General features: G+C 56.2%; 16 protein-coding genes and 1 pseudogene. 10 read left to right on the top strand and 7 right to left on the bottom strand.

What is annotated here, in order from left to right:
- Window positions 1–374 precede the first annotated feature (374 nt).
- Both JOE34_RS18590 and JOE34_RS18585 read left to right on the top strand, forming a co-directional pair.
- A complete protein-coding gene (locus tag JOE34_RS18590; RefSeq protein ID WP_024960362.1) occupies window positions 375–2,003 on the top strand; it encodes a methyl-accepting chemotaxis protein in 1,629 nt (542 codons plus the stop codon).
- A 232-nt stretch (window positions 2,004–2,235) separates the two neighbouring features.
- Window positions 2,236–3,414 carry a DUF2252 domain-containing protein gene (locus JOE34_RS18585; RefSeq protein ID WP_046266495.1) on the top strand — a complete coding sequence of 393 codons (1,179 nt, stop codon included), beginning with the start codon at window positions 2,236–2,238 and terminating at the stop codon, window positions 3,412–3,414.
- Between the two features lie 96 nt (window positions 3,415–3,510).
- Here the strand turns inward: JOE34_RS18585 and JOE34_RS18580 are convergent, their stop codons facing one another.
- The gene (locus JOE34_RS18580) at window positions 3,511–3,951 is read right to left on the bottom strand and encodes a TspO/MBR family protein (RefSeq protein ID WP_010414906.1); all 441 of its coding nucleotides are present in this window, start codon (window positions 3,949–3,951) and stop codon (window positions 3,511–3,513) included.
- Window positions 3,952–4,106: 155 nt separating this feature from the next.
- Complete coding sequence (locus JOE34_RS18575) at window positions 4,107–4,790, bottom strand: GntR family transcriptional regulator (RefSeq protein ID WP_161421042.1); 684 nt, start codon at window positions 4,788–4,790, stop codon at window positions 4,107–4,109.
- A gap of 290 nt (window positions 4,791–5,080) precedes the next feature.
- Here JOE34_RS18575 and JOE34_RS18570 point away from each other — a divergent pair, with 290 nt between their 5' ends.
- The 4 genes from JOE34_RS18570 (at window position 5,081) to JOE34_RS18555 (ending at window position 9,775) form a co-directional block, all read left to right on the top strand.
- Entirely contained in the window at window positions 5,081–6,166 is a 1,086-nt protein-coding gene (locus JOE34_RS18570) for a phosphotransferase (protein WP_161421040.1), read from the top strand.
- Window positions 6,167–6,193: 27 nt separating this feature from the next.
- The gene (locus JOE34_RS18565) at window positions 6,194–7,549 is read left to right on the top strand and encodes an aspartate aminotransferase family protein (protein ID WP_161421038.1); all 1,356 of its coding nucleotides are present in this window, start codon (window positions 6,194–6,196) and stop codon (window positions 7,547–7,549) included.
- 191 nt (window positions 7,550–7,740) lie between these two features.
- The gene (locus JOE34_RS18560) at window positions 7,741–8,409 is read left to right on the top strand and encodes a haloacid dehalogenase type II (RefSeq protein WP_003426786.1); all 669 of its coding nucleotides are present in this window, start codon (window positions 7,741–7,743) and stop codon (window positions 8,407–8,409) included.
- Window positions 8,410–8,449: 40 nt separating this feature from the next.
- A complete protein-coding gene (locus JOE34_RS18555; RefSeq protein ID WP_046266493.1) occupies window positions 8,450–9,775 on the top strand; it encodes an FAD-binding oxidoreductase in 1,326 nt (441 codons plus the stop codon).
- Window positions 9,776–9,801: 26 nt separating this feature from the next.
- Here JOE34_RS18555 and JOE34_RS18550 read toward each other — a convergent pair whose 3' ends face one another.
- Both JOE34_RS18550 and JOE34_RS18545 read right to left on the bottom strand, forming a co-directional pair.
- Window positions 9,802–10,872, bottom strand: coding sequence for an alpha/beta fold hydrolase (locus tag JOE34_RS18550; RefSeq protein WP_046266492.1), 1,071 nt, complete (start codon window positions 10,870–10,872; stop codon window positions 9,802–9,804).
- Window positions 10,873–11,375: 503 nt separating this feature from the next.
- The gene (locus JOE34_RS18545) at window positions 11,376–12,095 is read right to left on the bottom strand and encodes a hypothetical protein (RefSeq protein ID WP_024683006.1); all 720 of its coding nucleotides are present in this window, start codon (window positions 12,093–12,095) and stop codon (window positions 11,376–11,378) included.
- A 498-nt stretch (window positions 12,096–12,593) separates the two neighbouring features.
- Here JOE34_RS18545 and JOE34_RS18540 point away from each other — a divergent pair, with 498 nt between their 5' ends.
- Window positions 12,594–13,058: a DUF3429 domain-containing protein gene (locus tag JOE34_RS18540; protein ID WP_024692540.1), complete on the top strand. Its 465-nt coding sequence runs from the start codon at window positions 12,594–12,596 to the stop codon at window positions 13,056–13,058.
- A 146-nt stretch (window positions 13,059–13,204) separates the two neighbouring features.
- Here the strand turns inward: JOE34_RS18540 and JOE34_RS18535 are convergent, their stop codons facing one another.
- From JOE34_RS18535 to JOE34_RS25970, 3 genes and pseudogenes are all read right to left on the bottom strand, one after another.
- Entirely contained in the window at window positions 13,205–13,651 is a 447-nt protein-coding gene (locus tag JOE34_RS18535; RefSeq protein ID WP_024692541.1) for a GNAT family N-acetyltransferase, read from the bottom strand.
- 139 nt (window positions 13,652–13,790) lie between these two features.
- Window positions 13,791–15,173 carry a gluconate:H+ symporter gene (locus JOE34_RS18530; protein WP_017279482.1) on the bottom strand — a complete coding sequence of 461 codons (1,383 nt, stop codon included), beginning with the start codon at window positions 15,171–15,173 and terminating at the stop codon, window positions 13,791–13,793.
- Window positions 15,174–15,415: 242 nt separating this feature from the next.
- Window positions 15,416–15,649: pseudogene (locus JOE34_RS25970) on the bottom strand (GntR family transcriptional regulator); the annotation flags it as partial.
- 378 nt (window positions 15,650–16,027) lie between these two features.
- Between JOE34_RS25970 and JOE34_RS18520 the strand changes: the two are divergent.
- From JOE34_RS18520 to JOE34_RS18510, 3 genes are all read left to right on the top strand, one after another.
- Window positions 16,028–16,492, top strand: coding sequence for a DUF3429 domain-containing protein (locus JOE34_RS18520; RefSeq protein ID WP_161421036.1), 465 nt, complete (start codon window positions 16,028–16,030; stop codon window positions 16,490–16,492).
- Window positions 16,493–16,886: 394 nt separating this feature from the next.
- Window positions 16,887–17,054 (top strand): hypothetical protein, encoded by a 168-nt coding sequence (locus JOE34_RS18515; RefSeq protein WP_017279877.1) that lies wholly within the window; start codon window positions 16,887–16,889, stop codon window positions 17,052–17,054.
- Between the two features lie 769 nt (window positions 17,055–17,823).
- Window positions 17,824–18,378 (top strand): hypothetical protein, encoded by a 555-nt coding sequence (locus JOE34_RS18510; protein WP_054998299.1) that lies wholly within the window; start codon window positions 17,824–17,826, stop codon window positions 18,376–18,378.

Raw genomic sequence — 18,378 nt, 5'->3', positions numbered from 1 at the left:
GCACCCAGCGCATCAGTGCCCGTTCTCATCTAATTACCACTTTTTTAGTCCGTTCCACACTACGCCTGTTCATAAAATCCAATCCATGCCGATAACGTCAGGGATTGCGAAAGGTTAGCGTGCAGTGAACAGCGCTTTCCACCTCTCACGACCTGTAAAGCTAACGGCTTGACGGCAGATAGCCACTACGCAGTGACGCCGTTAGTTGCTGTTATAAACAGGTTCCGCTCTGGCATAGAAATTGGATAGCCATTTCCGTAGCCCGATGAACCGCTTGTAGAAAAGGTACCTAGAACCACGTGCAACTAGTTGTCTCTAGTGCAGTAGGGCTTCCGGACAGAAGTGACCCCTTACTTAACGATGATGGATAATCAATGAACCTGATAAATCGCACCAGTTTCGCAAAAAAACTCATGGCCGCGTTCACCGTTTGCGCCGTGATCACACTGGCTGTGGGTGGTGTGGGTATGCTCGGTATCAACCGGCTTTCCGATGCCCTTGAGCTGACGTTCTCGAATAATCTGGTTTCAGTGGCCAACACCAACGAGACGATGACTGCCCTGACCACTCACAACCGCGGGCTTTACCGTTTGCTCGATGCCAAGGACACGGCCACGGCGGAGAAAATGCGCCAAAGTATCAATGCCGAGCTGGAGCGTGCGCAAAAAGTCTATGCCATCTACCGCGCGACTCCGTTGGAGGACGATGAACGTGCAGCGGGTGACCAGTATGACGCCTTGATGCCAGCCTACATGTCTGCTTCCCAGAATATCTTTGACCTGCAACAGGCCGGCAAACTGGAAGATGCGCGCATTCGGTTAAACGCGCTGGCTGACGGGGAGTTCAACAAGGCTCGCGGCTATCTGCAGATCATGATCGACTCCAACAAGCGCCAAATCAAAGAGGGTGCAGAAGCCGCTGACAGGTTGCAAAGCACCTCGGTATTCATGCTGACCGCGGGTGTTGTCATCGCGTTTGTGGTGGCGATCATGTTGGGTATTCTGATCACTCGCATGATTAGCGGGCCGCTGAGAAGCGCTATTGAAATTGCACAACGTATTGCATCGGGTGACCTGACCCAGAGCGTTTCCAGCACCCGAGGCGATGAAGCAGGGCAGTTGCTCAATGCGATCGGCACGATGCAGGGCAATTTGAAGCGGACCATTCAGGAGATTTCCAGCGCGTCCGATCAGCTTGCTTCGGCTGCCGAAGAGCTTGGCGCGGTCACGGAAGAAAGCACCCGCGGTCTTACTCGGCAAAATGACGAGATTCAACAGGCTGCAACGGCAGTGAATGAAATGACGGCGGCTGTGGAAGAGGTAGCCCGCAATGCGGTGTCTACGTCGGAGGAGTCGAAATCACTGGCAACCGACGCCGCTAACGGGCGGGGCCAGGTGGATAACACCGTCAAGGGCATCGGCACGATGGTCAGCGAGATTACCGAGTCGACGGGGTCTGTCACTACGCTTGCTGGCCACGTCCGGGATATCAGCAAAGTGCTTGAGGTCATCCGCAGTATCGCGGAACAGACCAACCTGCTCGCGCTGAACGCCGCCATCGAGGCTGCACGCGCCGGTGAGCAAGGCAGAGGATTTGCTGTGGTAGCCGACGAAGTGCGCGCTCTGGCGCACCGCACCCAGGCTTCAACGGTGGAAATCGAAGGCATGATCGGTACCGTGCAGTCCGGTGCCGACGGTGCGGTCGCTGCAATGAGCAAAAGCCTGGCGACGGCCACCAACACCCAGGAACTCGCTCAGCGCGCCGGCAGCGCCCTGGAAAAAATCACCAGCGGCGTGGGGATGATCAACGAGCGCAACATGGTGATTGCCTCGGCGTCCGAAGAGCAGGCCCAGGTGGCACGCGAAGTAGATCGCAACCTGGTCAACATCCAGGAACTGAGCGCACAATCGGCAGCAGGTGCCAATCAAACGAGCGCGTCCAGTCAGGAACTGTCACGCCTGGCGACTTCGTTCAATACCATGGTGGCGCAGTTCAAGCTTTAACGGGCTTTTGCAGGTGTATTTCCGGTCTGGTCGTCTGGACCATTTGGGCCGGGAATACACACTGCTTTTCCTTGTTTACGGGTCGACCTCGTCAGTTTCTGGGGCGACTCGCTTGAGGCTGATTTGAGTCTGGCTGCTGTATTAAAGACCAGACAATCGCCAGACTTGAAATATCTTGAAACATTCGTGTCACATGAAGAGTCAATGGAATAACCCTCTTCAAGGTTTTCCGATGAAAACGCCTCGCCCAAATACACGTCTCAAATCCCTCATCAACTTGCGCAATTTAAAGATGGCGCGGTCTGCGCACGCGTTCGTGCGAGGCAATACCGCCCAGTTCTATGAGTGGCTTCACAGCCAGTCGGGGAGACGCCTGCCCAGCGGTCCTCCGGTCTGGATCTGTGGCGATTGTCACGCCGGCAACCTGGGGCCCACGGGAGATTCGAGAGGGCGCATCGACATGCATATCCGCGACCTCGATCAAGCCGTGATCGGTAATCCTGCCCATGACCTGGTGAGGCTTGGGTTGTCGTTGGCGACAGCTGCTCGAGGCTCGGATCTGCCCGGCGTTACCACGGCAAGAATGCTGGAAGAGATGATGCAGGGCTACGAAGAGGCGTTTATGGGCGACGACGATGAAGAGCCCGATCGTCCTGCGCAAGTGAAAGCCGGCATGCGTAGCGCGGTACAACGTACCTGGAAGCATCTGGCCAAGGAGCGTTTCGAAGGTACACAACCGACCATTCCGCTTGGCAAGCATTTCTGGCAACTGTCCCGTGCGGAACGCGATGCAATCAAGGAGCTTTGCGAAACGCCGGAGATTCATGCGCTGGTGACATCGCTCAAAGGCAGGTCCCAGGATGACCGTGTGCGCTTACTCGACTCCGCCTATTGGGTAAAAGGATGCAGCTCTCTGGGGCTGCTTCGCTACGCAGTGCTGATGGGGGTTGGCGATGAAGAGGATGAAGAGTTCTGCCTGCTCGACGTCAAGGAAGCCGTCGCAGCAGCGGCACCACGTACGGCGAGGGCTCGCATGCCCAGAGACAATGGCAAACGGGTAGTGGAGGGCGCCCGGAACCTGTCACCCGGCCTGGGTAGCCGAATGGTTGCCGTGCGAATGCTGGATCATTCGTTCTTCATACGTGAGCTGCTTCCTCAGGACATGAAGCTGGAACTTGATGAGCTCACTGAGCAAGAGGCGATGCAGGCCGCAGCGTACCTCGCGAAAGTGGTCGGTAATGCCCACGCCAGACAGATGGATCTGGCCACACGCGCGGCGTGGATCAGGGATCTGCAAAGCAATCGGTCTGATACCTTGGACGCTCCCTCCTGGCTATGGTCGAGCGTCGTTCAACTGGTCGGCAGTCACGAGCAAGGCTACCTTGAGCATTGTCGGCGCTACGCGCTGTAGCGCCTTGTGAATGCCGAGATGAGCGGAACAGAATTCAGTTAATCGATATTCCGCTCATATTCTTGGGGAACGCATAAGGCAGTCAGCGTCAGGTACTTATCGGTTATGGCGCAGAATGGAGAAGTTCAGCGCCGCTGCCACCGAGAGCCAGACCAGGTAGGGGAACAAAATCAGCCCGGTGATGATGTCCAGCTGCAAGGCCATTACGATCATCGCGGCAACCACGATCCACAACAAAACCAGAACAACCATCGCAGCAACGAGGCGGTTCGCGCCAAAGAATACCGGCGTCCACAACGTATTCAGCGCAATTTGAGCCGCCCACAAGGCCAGCACGATCTCGCTGCCGGGGATCAGCGTCAGGCGATAGCCTGCCCAGGCGAGAAGCAGATAAATCGTCGTCCACGCCACCGGAAACGCCCAGTCAGGCGGGGTGAAGCTCGGTTTTTCAAGAGATTCGTACCATGCTCCCGGCTTGAAGATGATGCCGGTTGCTCCGGCGGCGCAGCAGGCTAGAAGGAAAATGAAGAAGGTCATGGGTTGTCCTGGGTCTAGGGCTTATGAGGCTGATCGGTGGTAGCGATACCCAGGTTTGACGCCTTTGCGTTGAAAAGGTCCGTTTTTTTGATGTGAGGGGCAGGGCGTAGGGGTGCAATTTCCCAGCATCGAATGACGAATGATGTTGCACGGCTTCACCGCGATTGCCGTCGCTCGAACTGTGCGCGTAACAGCTTGGCGCTCAAATCCTCCCAATGCTCGACAAACGCTGTACGGGCTGTTTCGAAGTCACGGCTGCGAAGGCAGGCTATCAAGTGCTCATGGTCTTTGACGATTTGCTTGGGGTCCTCATAACAGGGTTGTTGCAGTACCAGCAGCAGCTCAATCTCGCTTTCCAGCATGGCATAGCTGCGCTGCAGGCGTGCGCTGCCACTGGCGCGGATGATCGCCCGGTGGAAATCACCATCAGCGGTGACAATGTCGGAGCGTGGGGTATCGGGTGCGGCATTGCGCAGTCTTTCCACGGCGTCCAGCGCATCAGCCGGGACCGTGCCATTGAGGATAATCATGCGCACCGCTTCAGTTTCCAGTACCCCGCGCAGCCGGGCGATGTCGACGACGTCGTCCGGGCCGAACTCGGGTATGCAGAATCCGCGATGAGGCACTTTCAGCAGCAAGCCGAATGACACCAGCAACTGTGCCGCACTGCGAAACGTGTTGCGCGCCACTTCGTACTCTTCCGCCATCTTGACGTCCCGCAGGAATTCGCCTGGCTCGAAGTCACCGTTCAGGATCCTGGCCTTGAGCTTCGCAGCCAGTGCTTCGACAGCCGAGAGCCTGGCTGGGGATGTTTCGATGTTCGCGCTGGAAAGAATCATGGTAACCACGACGGGGGTTGGGGCTCGGTAGAGAGTGCGCGATTCTAGTACGACTGGGTGTGCGGACACCAGTAAGCCATCAAGCTTCTTTTTAATTTGTACAACAATTTAATTTTTAGAAAATTTTTTATATCATTTCAACCATATGATTATTATGACTTTTTAAAAGATATCACCTGAAAATCAGGCCTTTCAGCTACAATTTTCGCTTCCAATCAAAATAGTTGTAGCACAATATCTTCGCATCGACGTCGTGCCATGCACGGCTTTGCCGGCCCAGGAGTCCAGCGATGCAAGTGATTGGGAAAGATCAGTTCAGCGAAAGCCTTATCGCCTTGCAGGGCGATTTGGCGGCGCCTTTCACGCCAGTGTCGCTGGAAGAAGGCCGGCGTATCGTGCTGGAGCAATTTGGTATCAGCGCGCAGTTGACGCGATTCGCCACAGAAAAAGACGATACGTTTCGCTGCGATTGTTCAAGCGGTCAGTCCTATGTGCTCAAGATCGCCAACCCGCAGGAGTCGCCCATTGAGCTGTCGCTGCAAATCGAAGTCATGCAGCATATCGGGCGCAGGGCACCCCAGCTGCCGATTCCCAGGGTTTACCCCGCGCTGGACGGCGGGTACCTGACCACTGTTGTAACCGCAAGCGGCGAGTCAAGGCAGGTAAGGCTTCTGAGCTTTCTGCCAGGTACACCCTTGGACAAAACCACCCTCAACGCCCAAGGGCGCGAGCAGATCGGCCAATTGCTTGCGCACCTCAGGCTGGCCACTGCCGACTTCGCCCACCCGGCAGAGTCCCGCCAGGTGTGCTGGGATGTGCAGCACCTGCGGGTGCTTGAGCCCCTGCTCAATGGTGTCGTCGAGCCCGCGCGTCGGCACTCGCTGGAGCGGGCGCTCGAACGCTTTGGCGAGGTGGAGGGTTTGATCGCCGGGTGCCGACAACAAGTACTGCATAACGACTTCAATACCTCGAACATCGTCATTGATGCGCATCGCCCGCAGTGCGTCGGGGCGATCATCGATTTCGGCGACACGGTCAAAACCGCTATTGCCATCGATGTGTCCACGGCCATGATGAACCAGTTGCTCGCAGTGCAAACCGGTCAGGACGTCGATATTTTTGCCCCCGCCAAGGACCTGCTCAGAGGTTACCTGCACGTTGCCGACCTCACGGCTGAGGAGCTGGCGCTTATCCCTCATCTGGCCATGGCGCGCCTGGTTGCCAGAGCGTTGATTACCACCTGGCGCTCGCAGCTCTTCCCGCAGAACAGTGCCTACATCTTGAGAAACGCGGCGCCGGGATGGGGCCAGCTGGACTGGATGCTTGACCGGTCATCGTCACAGATGTCAGCGCTTTTGATGCACTTCGCCCACTGATTCATCCATTGCTTAGGGGGTTTTTAAATGAGCAACTCAAACATCCAGGCCATCCGTGGTGACATGCCCAACGGCTTCAACCCTGCCAACGTCGATCGCCTCGACGCTGCTGCACGTGAACACATTCAGCGTCGGATCGATTTGCTGGGGCCTGCCTATCGTTTGTTCTATAACGAGCCGGTGGGGGTCGTGCGTGGCAAAGGGGCTTATCTGTACGATAAGGACGGCAACGAGTACCTGGATGCCTACAACAACGTGGTGTCGGTGGGGCATTGCCATCCGCGCGTTATCGCTGCCATCACTGAGCAGATGAATAAGCTGTGTAGCCACACTCGTTACATGCAGGACGGCATTCTTGACTACGCCGAACAGCTGCGCGCCACGGCGGACGGAGAGATGGGCACCGACGGGCACTTGATGTTCACGTGCAGCGGTTCGGAAGCCAACGATCTTGCTATCCGCATTGCACGGCATCACACCGGCAATACGGGCGTCATCGTCACCGCCGAGGCCTACCACGGCAATTCGGCGACCGTGGCAGCCTTTTCGCCGTCGCTGGGTCTCAATGCCAAGCTCGACCCGTTCGTGCGACGGGTGCCTGCTCCGGACTCCTATCGCATTCCACGTGAAGCACTGGGTCGCTACATGGCCGACCAGGTGGCGGCGCAGATCCGCGATATCCAACGCCATGGCGGCGGCGTCGCAGCATTCATTGCCGACTGCCTGTTCTCGTCCGATGGCGTTTTCTGTGATCCGGTGGATGTATTCGGGCCGATCGCCGAGGTAGTGCGCAAGGCTGGAGGCCTGTTCATCGCCGATGAGGTCCAGTCAGGGTTCGGTCGCAGCGGCACGCATTTCTGGGGGCATCAGCGCCACGCGGTGGAGCCGGACATCATCACCATGGGCAAACCCATGGGTAACGGCTACCCGGTGGCGGGGTTGATGGTGCGTCCGGAGGTGGTCGCAAGCTTCGGTCGCGACATGCGCTATTTCAATACCTTTGGCGGCAACAGCGTGGCGATTGCGGCCGCCCAGGCAACGCTGGATGTCATTATCGAAGAGCAATTGATGGCTAACGCCAATCGTGTGGGCAGCCTGATCATGGCGGGCCTTAAAGACCTGGCTGCGCGGTATGAGCAGATTGGCGACGTGCGAGGCACCGGCATGTACTTCGCCGTCGAGCTGGTAAAGGACAGGGCCAGCAAAACGCCCGACATGCAGACTGCTCTGCGCCTGGTCAACCATCTGCGAGAAAAACGGGTGCTCATTTCCGCCACCGGACCCGATGCGAGCATTCTGAAAATTCGCCCGCCCTTGATCTGGACAGCCAGGGAGGCGGGTCGTCTGCTTGACGCTTTGGAAAGCGCTTTTGCCGAGTTGTAAAGCCCACCCCGGCGTCTCGACAAAGTCTGCTGAGACGTGCCTTTTAAACGGTGTTTTGTACCAAGTAACCCTGCATTTAACCGCTTATTTACGGCCTCATGGTGGTGTAATGACCCCATGATGGCCAGATGTACGGCACACCACAGCGGTTTGCGCCGTAATGACCTCATCACTGATAAAGGACCGCATTCATGAGCGATCTTCGCCCTAAGTACATCACCTTCGACTGCTACGGCACATTGACCAACTTCAAAACCGCAGCCCTGACGCGCGATCTGTTTGCCGATCGCATACCGGTTGAGCGGATGGAACAATTCATCAAGGACTACGCGGCCTATCGCCTGGACCAGGTCATGGGTGACTGGCTGCCTTATGATCAGATTCTAAAGATAGCCCTGGCGCGCACGTGCAAGCGCTGGGGCATCGAATACCGCGACGAAGGTCAGGTGTATTACGACGCCGTGCCGACCTGGGGGCCACATCCTGATGTGCCGGCGGGTTTGGAGAAAATCGCTGGCAAGATTCCCCTGGTAATTTTTTCCAACGCCATGGACGAACAGATCATGTCTAACGTCGACAAGCTCGGCGCACCGTTTTACAAGGTCTTCACCGCTCAGCAGGCCCAGGCCTACAAGCCACGTCTGGCGGCGTTCGAATTCATGCTCGATAACCTGGGCTGCGGGCCAGAGGATGTGCTGCACGTTTCGTCGAGCTTTCGCTATGACCTGATGTCGGCCCATGACATGAAGATCAAGCACAAAGCCTTCGTGGCGCGGGGGCATGAACAGCCGGCCAATGCTGCTTTCGGCTACCACCAGATCGCGGATATCGGCGGGCTGGCCGGACTGGTCGGGCTCTAGCAACAGGTTTCTCTTTTGAACTCATGTGGATAACCAGAACATGCCAGCACCTTTAACTCCCGTGCATACCTCTGCAGATCTGCCGGCGGAGGCCGATGTGGTTGTGATCGGCGGAGGTATAATTGGCGCGTTTACCGCCTATTACCTTGCCAGGCGCGGCATGAAGGTCGCACTGGTCGAAAAGGGCCGCATAGGCGCCGAGCAGTCAAGTCGTAACTGGGGCTGGTGCCGCCAGCAGAATCGCGATGCGCGCGAATTGCCGATGGCCACCAAAAGCCTGGAACTGTGGGAGCAATTCGCGGCGCAATCCGGTGAACAGACCGGTTTTACGCGGTGCGGCTTACTCTACCTGAGCAACAACGAGCAGGAGCTGGAAGGGTGGGCGCGCTGGGGCGAGTTTGCGCGGACCGTCAACGTGCAGACCCAGATGCTCAATGCCGAGCAGGCCGCAGAACGGGGCAGGGCAACAGGAAAGCCTTGGAAAGGTGGGGTGTTTGCGCCTACCGATGGCATTGCCGACCCGTCCCGCGCAGCCCCCGCAGTCGCGCGCGCGATCATGGCACTGGGCAGTAGCGTGCATCAGAATTGCGCCGTGCGGGGCGTCGAGACCGAAGGCGGTCGATTGTCGGCAGTGGTCACCGAAAAAGGCACCATCCGCACCCGGCTCGCAGTGCTTGCCGCAGGCGCCTGGGCATCTTCGTTCTGCCGCCAGTATGGCATTCGCTTCCCACAAGCGACGATTCGTCAAACCGTGCTCTCAGTCTCCGCCCCGAGCCAGGAAATTCCCAGTGCACTGCATACCACCGGCGCGTCCATGACCCGCCGCGTTGATGGCAGTTACACGCTGGCGATCAGTGGCCGGGGGCGAGTCGATATCACGCCGCAGTTGCTGAGGTTCTCTACACAATTCCTGCCAATGTTTCAGCGCCGCTGGCGCAACCTTGCCCCTGGGGGGCTGGAAGGCTGGCAAGCAGGCCACGAAAGCTTGAAACGCTGGCGCCTGGACCAGCCCACGCCGATGGAGAGAATGCGTATTCTCGACCCAAGCGCTGACGCCTCCGCGGTTGCGCTGACTTACAAGCGCGCGGTGGAACTGGTGCCGGCACTGCAGGGTACGTCGATCAAGGCGTCGTGGGCCGGTTACGTGGACAGTACACCGGACGGCGTTCCCGGTATCGGCGAAATGTCCAGCCTGCCGGGGTTGGTGATCGCGGCCGGGTTCAGCGGACATGGTTTTGGCATTGGTCCGGGCGCGGGCCACCTTATTGCCGATATTGTCAGCGGTGTGAGCCCCATTGTTGATCCGCGGCCTTATCACCCGGACCGTTTTCAAACGTCCGCCTGGGGCAAGGTGGCGGACTTTTGAGCTGAAGCTGGGGCGAGGGGGTGGATTTATTTCACCTTTTCGGTCTCGCGCATAAACTGCCCGAGTTCCTTGCTATAGAACTTCGCCATGCTCGTGGTGCCGTGACCACGGGTGTCGGCACTGGCACGGATAAGTAATAGCCGTGCGTGCTTGAGTTCTTTCATCGACGCCTCCATCAGACCTGTTTCCGGCGGGATGCGCTCATCGTCCGCCGAATTGATGGCCAGCACCGGCGCCTGGATTTTCTTCAGACCGGGGGCTGCGTTGAAGTCGGCGGAAGATTGCCATTGGTAGATAAAGTCATTGGCGTCGGCGGTTTGTGCAGCGCTGAGGCGTTCATCCACCAGCTTATCGGCCTGAGCGCGGGTCGGGGCAGCCGCCTGATACGCCAGAGTACCGCCACTGGTAGCGATGCTGAACATCGCGTTGGCCAAGCGTAGGGACGGCGGTTGCGCGCTGTAGTTACCGTTGTTCCAGGCCGGGTCCTGCTTGATTGACTCGACCAGCAAGCGGCGCATCATCCAGTTGCGGGACGACATTTCGGTGGGTTGGGACGCCATGGGCACCAGCGCATCCATCATCTGCGGCCAGTTCTGGCCCCACATCCAGGTTTGCATGCCGCCCATGGAGTTGCCGATGATCAGCCTAAGGTGCTTGATACCCAGGCCTTCGGTGACCAAGCGATACTGGGCTTGAACCATGTCGTCGTAGTTGTACGTCGGAAACCGGGTGCGCAAGCCGTCCGATGGTTTGCTGGACTGGCCTACGCCGATGCCATCGGTGGAAATGATGTAGTACTTGCTTGCATCCAGCGGCTGACCAAGGCCAAACAGCTCACCGCCAAAGTCCTTGCTCAGCATATCGCTGCCTGGCCGATAAGTGCCGTGCAGGAAGAGGATGGCGGGATTCTTGGGATTGCCAAGGGTGATGTAGTGCAGTTTGAGGTTGGCGAGTTTCTCACCGGTGTGGAAGGTGAACTGCGGGGCAATCCAGTCGCCCTCGGTCGCGGCGGGTAACGGCGCGGCACTGACGGCGGAGCCCAGTAAAGCCAGAGAAAACAACAGCCCGATCGCGGGACGTGAAATGAATCTATGCATGGCTGTGTCCTATTATTTTTGTTTTAGGAGGTCCTGCGCTTCGATGCTTGCAGGAGAGTGATTACTTGGCGCGCGTTTCGCTGGCCCTTGGGGTGGTGCCACCGCGGCGCAATGTCCCCGGTGTCGATACAGGGGATCTTGGTTCCCGTCCCGTTTTGTGTTTTTGTCAGGGCGTCATGGATGTCGAAAAGATCATCTTCCAACGATCAGATAATGTTAAGTTAATTTTTATATAACATTACTTAACACCTTGGCGCAGCTTTGTTTTGAAGAATATGCTTGAAAAAAGCGAGTTCGCGCGTTGGCGAGGGAGCGGTGGAGGGGGTGAGTGAGTTGCGCCCGTAAGAGGGTTGACTGGGCCAAAAGTCCAGTCAGCCCAGTCGAAGCGATGAAAACGCAGCCGGAAACCTCAAACGGTTTGGCCGGAAGCAATGACCTTGCTCGGAATTTCGCCAGGACGTCAAATGCAATGGCCAAGGAAAATTAACCAGTAATGGTTTTCTTTAGTTATCCTCGCCAGCGATCACGATATGGCTATGTTCATCAGCATCATTGATTCTGCTAGAGCCTCTTCCAGTCAGATCAAACGAGATTACCAAGCCTGGCCGCATGTCTTTTGGTCCGTCAGTCTTGCTGTTGGTGAAATGGCCGGCACCGCCCCATACGATACTTTTGTTCGCGCAGACAGCGGAGGCCTCTCTTGTAGCCGCCGCATCCCAAGCTACATTCAAAGCTAGCCTCTTTTTCATGTACAAAATTTTTTGCATCGGCGTTTTAGGCTGATCTATCGCCATTTTCCTATCAATTCCAGAAACATAAATCCCTGCACGATGAGCACTGCACAGCGCCTCAGAAACCTTGTCTAGCCAAGCGTCTCCGTGTCGCCCCCATGATGCTTCCAGAAAGTGTTTGACAGCGCTTTTTCCATCGCTCAATGCTTCTCTGAACGCGGCGCCATCGGAGTGCTTTACAAACTCTACCGCCAGGTGGTCGACGCCTGCATTTTTAAGTTTTGCAGCGGACTCGGTTATTAGTTTAGGTATGAAAAGCTTACCGTGCTCATCACCAATGTACACAAGGTTGTTGTCACTGGCTGCGCCTACTAGCGTATCAACGGGCCCACCCCTTGGAGGCCTGACATTTATACTGGGGTTGATACCTGCCGATGAGCTGCCTGAACTGACATAGCTGGTCGGGCTGGATGATGAAATTCTATTTAGCATATTATGTCCTTCGTTGTTCGAATTACGTTAGCTGGAGTGTCGCTACCACATCGAATGTCACGCACCAAAGGGTTCCAGACATCACCGTCGTTTAAGTGGCTCATACTGGCTTGTCAGTTCCCTGATATCTGAAGGCCATAAGATTTGCTTTATTGCGCACGTGAAAGAGCAACGATGATGGCGCGCAACGACGGGCAAAAGCACGGAAAGCAGGGGTTTTTCTGCTGCCAGGGCTCATGAGATGACTCCGTCAGCAAGTAGCAAACTGATTGCACGCCTTGAAGATCAACGCTGGGGTTTGATCTGGATAGGCCGGGCAGGGGGCCGATGCGGAATCTCGTTCAATTTGCCCAAATGGTCACTGCTCTCGGCTCAATCACGATATGGGGTTACCCTGAAGACCGGGTCATAAGGCGGGGCCCACCTGCCATCAATGTATCGCTCAAGCGGGGCTTTTGGGCCTACAGTCTTGAGTGTCGCTCACTGCAAGGAATACACATGAACGCGTTGCCTTCAACCTCTCTGCCAAAGCCCATCAGCCTGCTGGGTTATGGCGGTCTTTTGCCGTTTATTTCTCTGGCGCTGCTGATCCCGTTCTCTGGCGACTATCGGCCGCTGTTTGCGATTGCGCTTGTTAACTATGGAGCCGTCATCCTGAGCTTCGTCGGCGCCTTGCACTGGGGCTTCGCCATGACCGCGCAAGACATGAAAGCCGAGCAGCGCAGCGGCCGGTTCATCTGGAGTGTCATCCCTGCACTTATTGCCTGGATTGCCACGTTACTGCCAATGCCATTGGGTTGCTTGCTGTTGGTCATCGGCTTTGTTGTCCACCTCTGGCAGGACAGGCAACTCTCGCGGGTTATAAGCTTGTCCGCCTGGTACCTTCCGATGCGATTACGGCTTACCGTCGTGGCTAGCGTCTGCTTACTGCTTGCCGCGATAGTTGAGGTGCTTCATTTATGAAGCCTCTCAAAATCAGAGAGCTGTAGTGGTCTAATGATTCCAGTCCAGCCTGGCATTACGCGAGGTCAAGACCAGTAGCCGTATTGCGATACCCACATCGACCAAGGAGTGATTTTCAGGCGCTCGATCACCTTTTCAGCATGCGGTTATGTAAGGTTTTTTTCGAAGTAAACGCGATTGAAACCATCCTCCGTGCGCTCTGCCACTTTCACATAACCAAGCTTGGGATAGATCGAGAGATTGTCTGCCATCTTTGCATTGGTATATAGATGAACGGCGCTCATACCACGCTGTCGTGCGGCATTTTCACAGAAGCTGATCAGCGCCTTCCCGACCCCACGCCCAGCAGCGCTTGGGAGGACTGCCACGTTTTCCAATAAGAAATACCCATCCTTTTCATGGAACACAATAAAGCCCTGAAACCGGGCTTGGTCGTCTGTCGCGACATAGACTACCCCTGTGGCTATCTGCGTGATGAAATCGGCGATCATCGGCGCTGGCTTGCGCCCGATCACCGGCACATAGCGAGCGTAGGCTTGTTCAGCGCAATGTCTAATATCGAACTCATCACTTGCTTCGGCTATCCGGATCATATCGCTTTCCTTAAGGAGTTCTATCTGCTGATAGCCGAACCTTCGGGCACAACGTCACGCTGGCCGACCATCGAAGCATGCAACCGATTCATCACCGGTCACCCATGCGCTTGAGGCCGCAGCCGCATGGGCGGGGCGCTTAAACTGTAATAGCCGCATTCAGGATCAACACCACAATCAATCCGACCACAGCCACAATGGATTGAACCACCGAGATCGTCTTCGTCGCTTCTCCCATTGTCATGCCAAAGGACTCCTTTACCATCCAGAAGCCTGCATGATTTGCATAATTGAAAAACAGCGAACCGCAGCCGATGGACAATGCCAGCAAGGGCAGGTTAAGGCTGGGATCGGCCCCCGCAAGGGGCGCCAGCAAGCCCGCAGCGCCTACGATACCCACAGTTGCGGAACCTGTAGAGACCGAGAGCAACATCGCTATCAGCCAACCCAGAATCAACGGAGGGAAGGCAGACTGCTGGGTCAAGTGCACAATGGCATCGCCTACCTTGGCACTCGTCAGCAGCTCCTGAAATGCCCCGCCTCCTGCGATGATCATGATGATGGAAGCAATAGGTTTGAGGCTTTTACCCAGCGAATCGCGCAGCTTTTCGGCGTTACCACCGCGCGCCAGTACCAGGCTTGCGCCGGCGAAAAGCACGCCTAAGAGCATGGATATCAGAGGGTTGCCCACGAAACTGGCCATCTGCAGGATCGCATTGCCCTTGGGTAGCAGCATCTCGGCGACGGCATTTATCAGCATCAGGATCGCCGGTAGCAGGGCTGCCAGTGCGCCGAGCCAAACGCCGGGACGGTGTTGATTGTCGGCTTTTTCAGCCAGAGTAAACTGATCAAGTAATGCCTGGTCAGGCCTGGTGCTCATGCGCTTCGAAATGAACGCACCGTAAAGTGGTCCGCCCAGAATCATTGCTGGAATAGCCGCGATAAAGCCGTAGAGCATTGTCGGACCTACTGAGGCTTTAAGCGCGGCGATGGCCGTCAACGGGCCAGGGTGCGGAGGTACCATGCCATGCATAGCGGCGAGCGCCGAAATCACAGGAACACCGACATAAACATATGCCGAGCCTTTGAAGCGAGCCTGGCTTTCCAGCTTTCGCGCCACACTGAATATCAGCGGTAGCATGATCACCAGCCCCACCTCGAAGAACATGGGTATGCCAATTACAAACGCAACCATCATCATTGCCCAAGGAATCATGCGATCCGAGGTGCGCTTAAGGATGACCTCGGCTATTTGCTCCGTGACGCCAGCATCAGCCAGGATTTTGCCAAGCATCGCGCCAAGCGCAATTACGATCCCAACTGCCCCCAGTGTCTTTCCGGCACCGGCGATCAAATGAGCGACGATACTTTCGGGCTGCATTTGGGTGGCAAAGCCCACTCCAACGGAAACGATCAACAGGGCCAAAAGCGGGTGCATTTTGAGTCGCGACACGATCAGTGCCACCAGCACCAAGACGCTGACAAGCGCTGTCATTAGAAGTTGTATATCTAGGGTAGTCATGAAGAGGTCTCAGTAATGGGAGCGCTGAAGCTGTACTCAGCCCTGAAAAAAGTCGTAACGCTGCCGAAGCACGCTAAAAATTAAGCTTGGGAGCATCCGCGTGCAACGGCCGCATTAAGAAAGGCGAACACGCCGTATCCTTCTGCTATGCCGATGCTGTCAGGTAATTTAGGTGTGAAGCGAATAGGGGCGCGGACACGTGCAGCACCAAGGTTGAGGCCTTTGATGTCCGGCAAGTGAAGAGGTCGACGGACAGATGTGCGACGCCCTTGTTGACGCTCCAGCAAACCTGCGTTGACCCGCGCATCTACCGCCTTGGGTACGATGCAGGTTGATAGCAGGTATTCAGCTGAAAGCGGCGTCTCCGTGGGAATAGCTTCGCCAGAGCGCCCCTGGATGTTTGCAATCTGCTGAGCCAAGGGGTCATTAAGGCGCTGATAAAGGGGTGTACGGCTATCGTTGTGCACAGCATTCATTGAGTGATTCACCTTGTTATATAGTCATTTATATGAATCAAGGTAAAGTATTTGTCCGACGATGAGAGATTGTCAAGAGTGGCCTTGTGGGTGTGGGTCGAGTCCCGGTAGCACTTGGTTTTCCATCATCAGGCTAACGGTGGCTATCGAATTCCGACAAACACCAGGCTGCGCGCTTTCGGAAAGCCTAAGCCGGGCAGGGGGCCAATGCGGAATCTCGTTGAATTGCCCAAATGGTTCACTGCTCTCGGCTCAATCACGATATGGGGTTACCCTGAAGACCGGGTCATAAGGCGGGGCCCACCTGCCATCAATGTATCGCTCAAGCGGGGCTTTTGGGCCTACAGTCTTGAGTGTCGCTCACTGCAAGGAATACACATGAACGCGTTGCCTTCAACCTCTCTGCCAAAGCACGTCAGCCTGCTGGGTTATGGCGGCCTTTTACCGTTTATTTCTCTGGCGCTGCTGATCCCGTTCTATGGCGACTATCGGCCGCTGTTTGCGATTGCGCTTGTTAACTATGGAGCCGTCCTCCTGAGCTTCGTCGGCGCCTTGCACTGGGGCTTCGCCATCACCGCGCAAGACATGAAAGCCGAGCAGCGCAGCGGCCGGTTCATCTGGAGTGTCATCCCTGCACTTATTGCCTGGATTGCCACGTTACTGCCAATGCCATTGGGTTGCTTGCTGTTGGTCATCGGCTTTGTTGTCCACCTCTGGCAGGACAGGCAGCTCTCGCAGGTTATAAGCTTGCCCGCCTGGTACCTTCCGATGCGATTACGGCTTACCGTCGTGGCTAGCGTCTGCCTGCTGCTTGCCGCGATAGTTGAGGTGCTTCATTTATGAAGCACCTCACAAGTGCACCAATCGCGAATTGACGGCGCTGGCGCAGAAATTCCTCCAATGACCAAGCTTCGGGAAGCTGGAAACATTGAGCTCCTGCAGAAGCTGGTCGAGCTTTATGGCGTGCAAGACCTGGACAACGATGGAGGTCTGCCAAGATCGCTTGTCTGGTCGCACTTCGAGCGAACCACCATTTGCCCCGTAGGACTGTTCAACCTATAACTGCTCCTATTGTAACGGGAGTGCGCAATCGTCAGCGTTTTAACGAAGCATTCAACCGAGTGCATACCGGCGTGCAGGTCTGACCGCCGCGATCACTGAATCGGTGTCCGATCCATGACACGCCTTCAAACGGCCAGCGCCAGGCTGGGGGCAGGAGAGACGCAGAGTAGGGAAGATGCCCCGCAAGGGCGCCGGCATCAAGCGATTTCAGGAGACCGGGGAGAAAGTGCTCGAAGTTGAGTTGAAATCAAAACAGCTGAAGGGCATTGATACATCACTGATCATCAGTGAGGTACAACAATGCGTGGAAGTTACAGCAGCAGCTCGTCTGCCGGGATCTTGATCTGTTGGGCCGTAGTTTTGTGTTTCTGTGCTGTGGTCACCTTGGCTGCCCAAGTACATCTAGACATCGCCACGACCGGCGTTGTCCTGGGGAGGCTGGGTCTGGCCTGGCTCTTTGGATACTGCTTGGGCCGAGGGCTACCAGGCGTGGGCCTCCGCTACAGCTGGCCAGTGTGCCTCGGGCTCTCCTGGATTGCACTCATGCCTGCGTTCAGCGTTTGGCTTAACGAGGATACCTACGCCTGGCTCGAGCCTTTTTGGTCTCAATGGGTAGGTGTGGGAGCAGTAACGCTTCTCGCGTTTCACGCTAGGTCAATCCTAGCGTAAGTCGGATCGGGGCGTGACCATGAATACATCTGACTGAGGTTTTGAAATCGCCGCAGCGGCGTCTTTAGCCGAGCGCCGCTGTCGTTCATCACCAGTGTTAGTCAGCAAGTATTCTGCTGAGGCATTCGACAGCTTCGAGCGGCTAGGGGCGCGATGGGATCTCTTGGGTAAGCACTTGGAGTATTCGGTATGCCTTTGTCCAATTTCACTTATCTCCGGCCGTTCCGTAACCCCTTGAAATCCCGAAACTAAAAAATTAGCTTTCACTAAACTCCGACAATTTTAACCAAAAAAACGGTTATAAGTGAAACGTAATCTATATAAATCAATAGGTTACATATCTCCGGTAATTTGGACAAGCGGTCTACACCGCTGGCCACCTGCGTCTATTCTTTCCTCCAATAGCTTTCCGACCATACCGGTCGCTATCTTGGAGTCGAGCAATGACCTACGTAGGGGCTTTCGCCAATTCGGACATCCACCCAGATCTGCTGATCGTCACCAGCATCCACAAGCCACCTCGCGAGGCAGTTCGCCTCTGCAGGCTTTCCGATGGTCTCCGGCTTACGCTGCCCCCTTCGCGCGTGCGTGTCATTCCTGACGGTACCGGTGCGTTTGAAGAGCACATGGCTGTTGAAATCAAAAAGGCTCGGAAGCTCTTCAGCTCTCTGGTTGCTCCAGAAGCGCCTCAGAGTGGGGGGCATTCTATGTATGAGTACCTCGAAATCACGTCCTTGGCTGACGCCAGCTATCGGCTTCCTGCCGTAACTACGTACATCATCCAGCATGAATATAAGATGTTTTCCCATCCTGAATATTCCGTCGCCAATTGCTGGAGACATATCTGCGCACGGTGCGACCTATTGGGCCTTCCGCGCCCAACGCTCGGTTTTGTACGATCGCGATTGGGGGTCTACCGCGACCATCTGTTTCGGGCTCAACTGGGGCAGTTGAAAGGCGATAAATACAGCACTAAAGTCAAGCTACGGCAGCAGTGA

Source organism: Pseudomonas sp. PvP028 (assembly GCF_017832255.1).
GTDB lineage: Bacteria > Pseudomonadota > Gammaproteobacteria > Pseudomonadales > Pseudomonadaceae > Aquipseudomonas > Aquipseudomonas syringae.
Note: the sequence above shows the minus strand (reverse complement) of the source record. Positions and strands in the feature narration are given on the sequence as shown.

Bases quoted from the DNA above. Each gene is read 5' to 3' on its own strand.
- JOE34_RS18565 (WP_161421038.1), top strand. From the start codon at position 6,194: ATGAGCAACTCAAACATCCAGGCCATCCGTGGTGACATGCCCAACGGC.
- JOE34_RS18575 (WP_161421042.1), bottom strand. From the start codon at position 4,790: ATGATTCTTTCCAGCGCGAACATCGAAACATCCCCAGCCAGGCTCTCG.
- JOE34_RS18580 (WP_010414906.1), bottom strand. From the start codon at position 3,951: ATGACCTTCTTCATTTTCCTTCTAGCCTGCTGCGCCGCCGGAGCAACC.
- JOE34_RS18530 (WP_017279482.1), bottom strand. From the start codon at position 15,173: ATGACTACCCTAGATATACAACTTCTAATGACAGCGCTTGTCAGCGTC.
- JOE34_RS18520 (WP_161421036.1), top strand. From the start codon at position 16,028: ATGAACGCGTTGCCTTCAACCTCTCTGCCAAAGCACGTCAGCCTGCTG.
- JOE34_RS18515 (WP_017279877.1), top strand. From the start codon at position 16,887: ATGCCCCGCAAGGGCGCCGGCATCAAGCGATTTCAGGAGACCGGGGAG.
- JOE34_RS18570 (WP_161421040.1), top strand. From the start codon at position 5,081: ATGCAAGTGATTGGGAAAGATCAGTTCAGCGAAAGCCTTATCGCCTTG.
- JOE34_RS18510 (WP_054998299.1), top strand. From the start codon at position 17,824: ATGACCTACGTAGGGGCTTTCGCCAATTCGGACATCCACCCAGATCTG.
- JOE34_RS18550 (WP_046266492.1), bottom strand. From the start codon at position 10,872: ATGCATAGATTCATTTCACGTCCCGCGATCGGGCTGTTGTTTTCTCTG.
- JOE34_RS18560 (WP_003426786.1), top strand. From the start codon at position 7,741: ATGAGCGATCTTCGCCCTAAGTACATCACCTTCGACTGCTACGGCACA.
- JOE34_RS18545 (WP_024683006.1), bottom strand. From the start codon at position 12,095: ATGCTAAATAGAATTTCATCATCCAGCCCGACCAGCTATGTCAGTTCA.
- JOE34_RS18540 (WP_024692540.1), top strand. From the start codon at position 12,594: ATGAACGCGTTGCCTTCAACCTCTCTGCCAAAGCCCATCAGCCTGCTG.
- JOE34_RS18590 (WP_024960362.1), top strand. From the start codon at position 375: ATGAACCTGATAAATCGCACCAGTTTCGCAAAAAAACTCATGGCCGCG.
- JOE34_RS18555 (WP_046266493.1), top strand. From the start codon at position 8,450: ATGCCAGCACCTTTAACTCCCGTGCATACCTCTGCAGATCTGCCGGCG.
- JOE34_RS18535 (WP_024692541.1), bottom strand. From the start codon at position 13,651: ATGATCCGGATAGCCGAAGCAAGTGATGAGTTCGATATTAGACATTGC.
- JOE34_RS18585 (WP_046266495.1), top strand. From the start codon at position 2,236: ATGAAAACGCCTCGCCCAAATACACGTCTCAAATCCCTCATCAACTTG.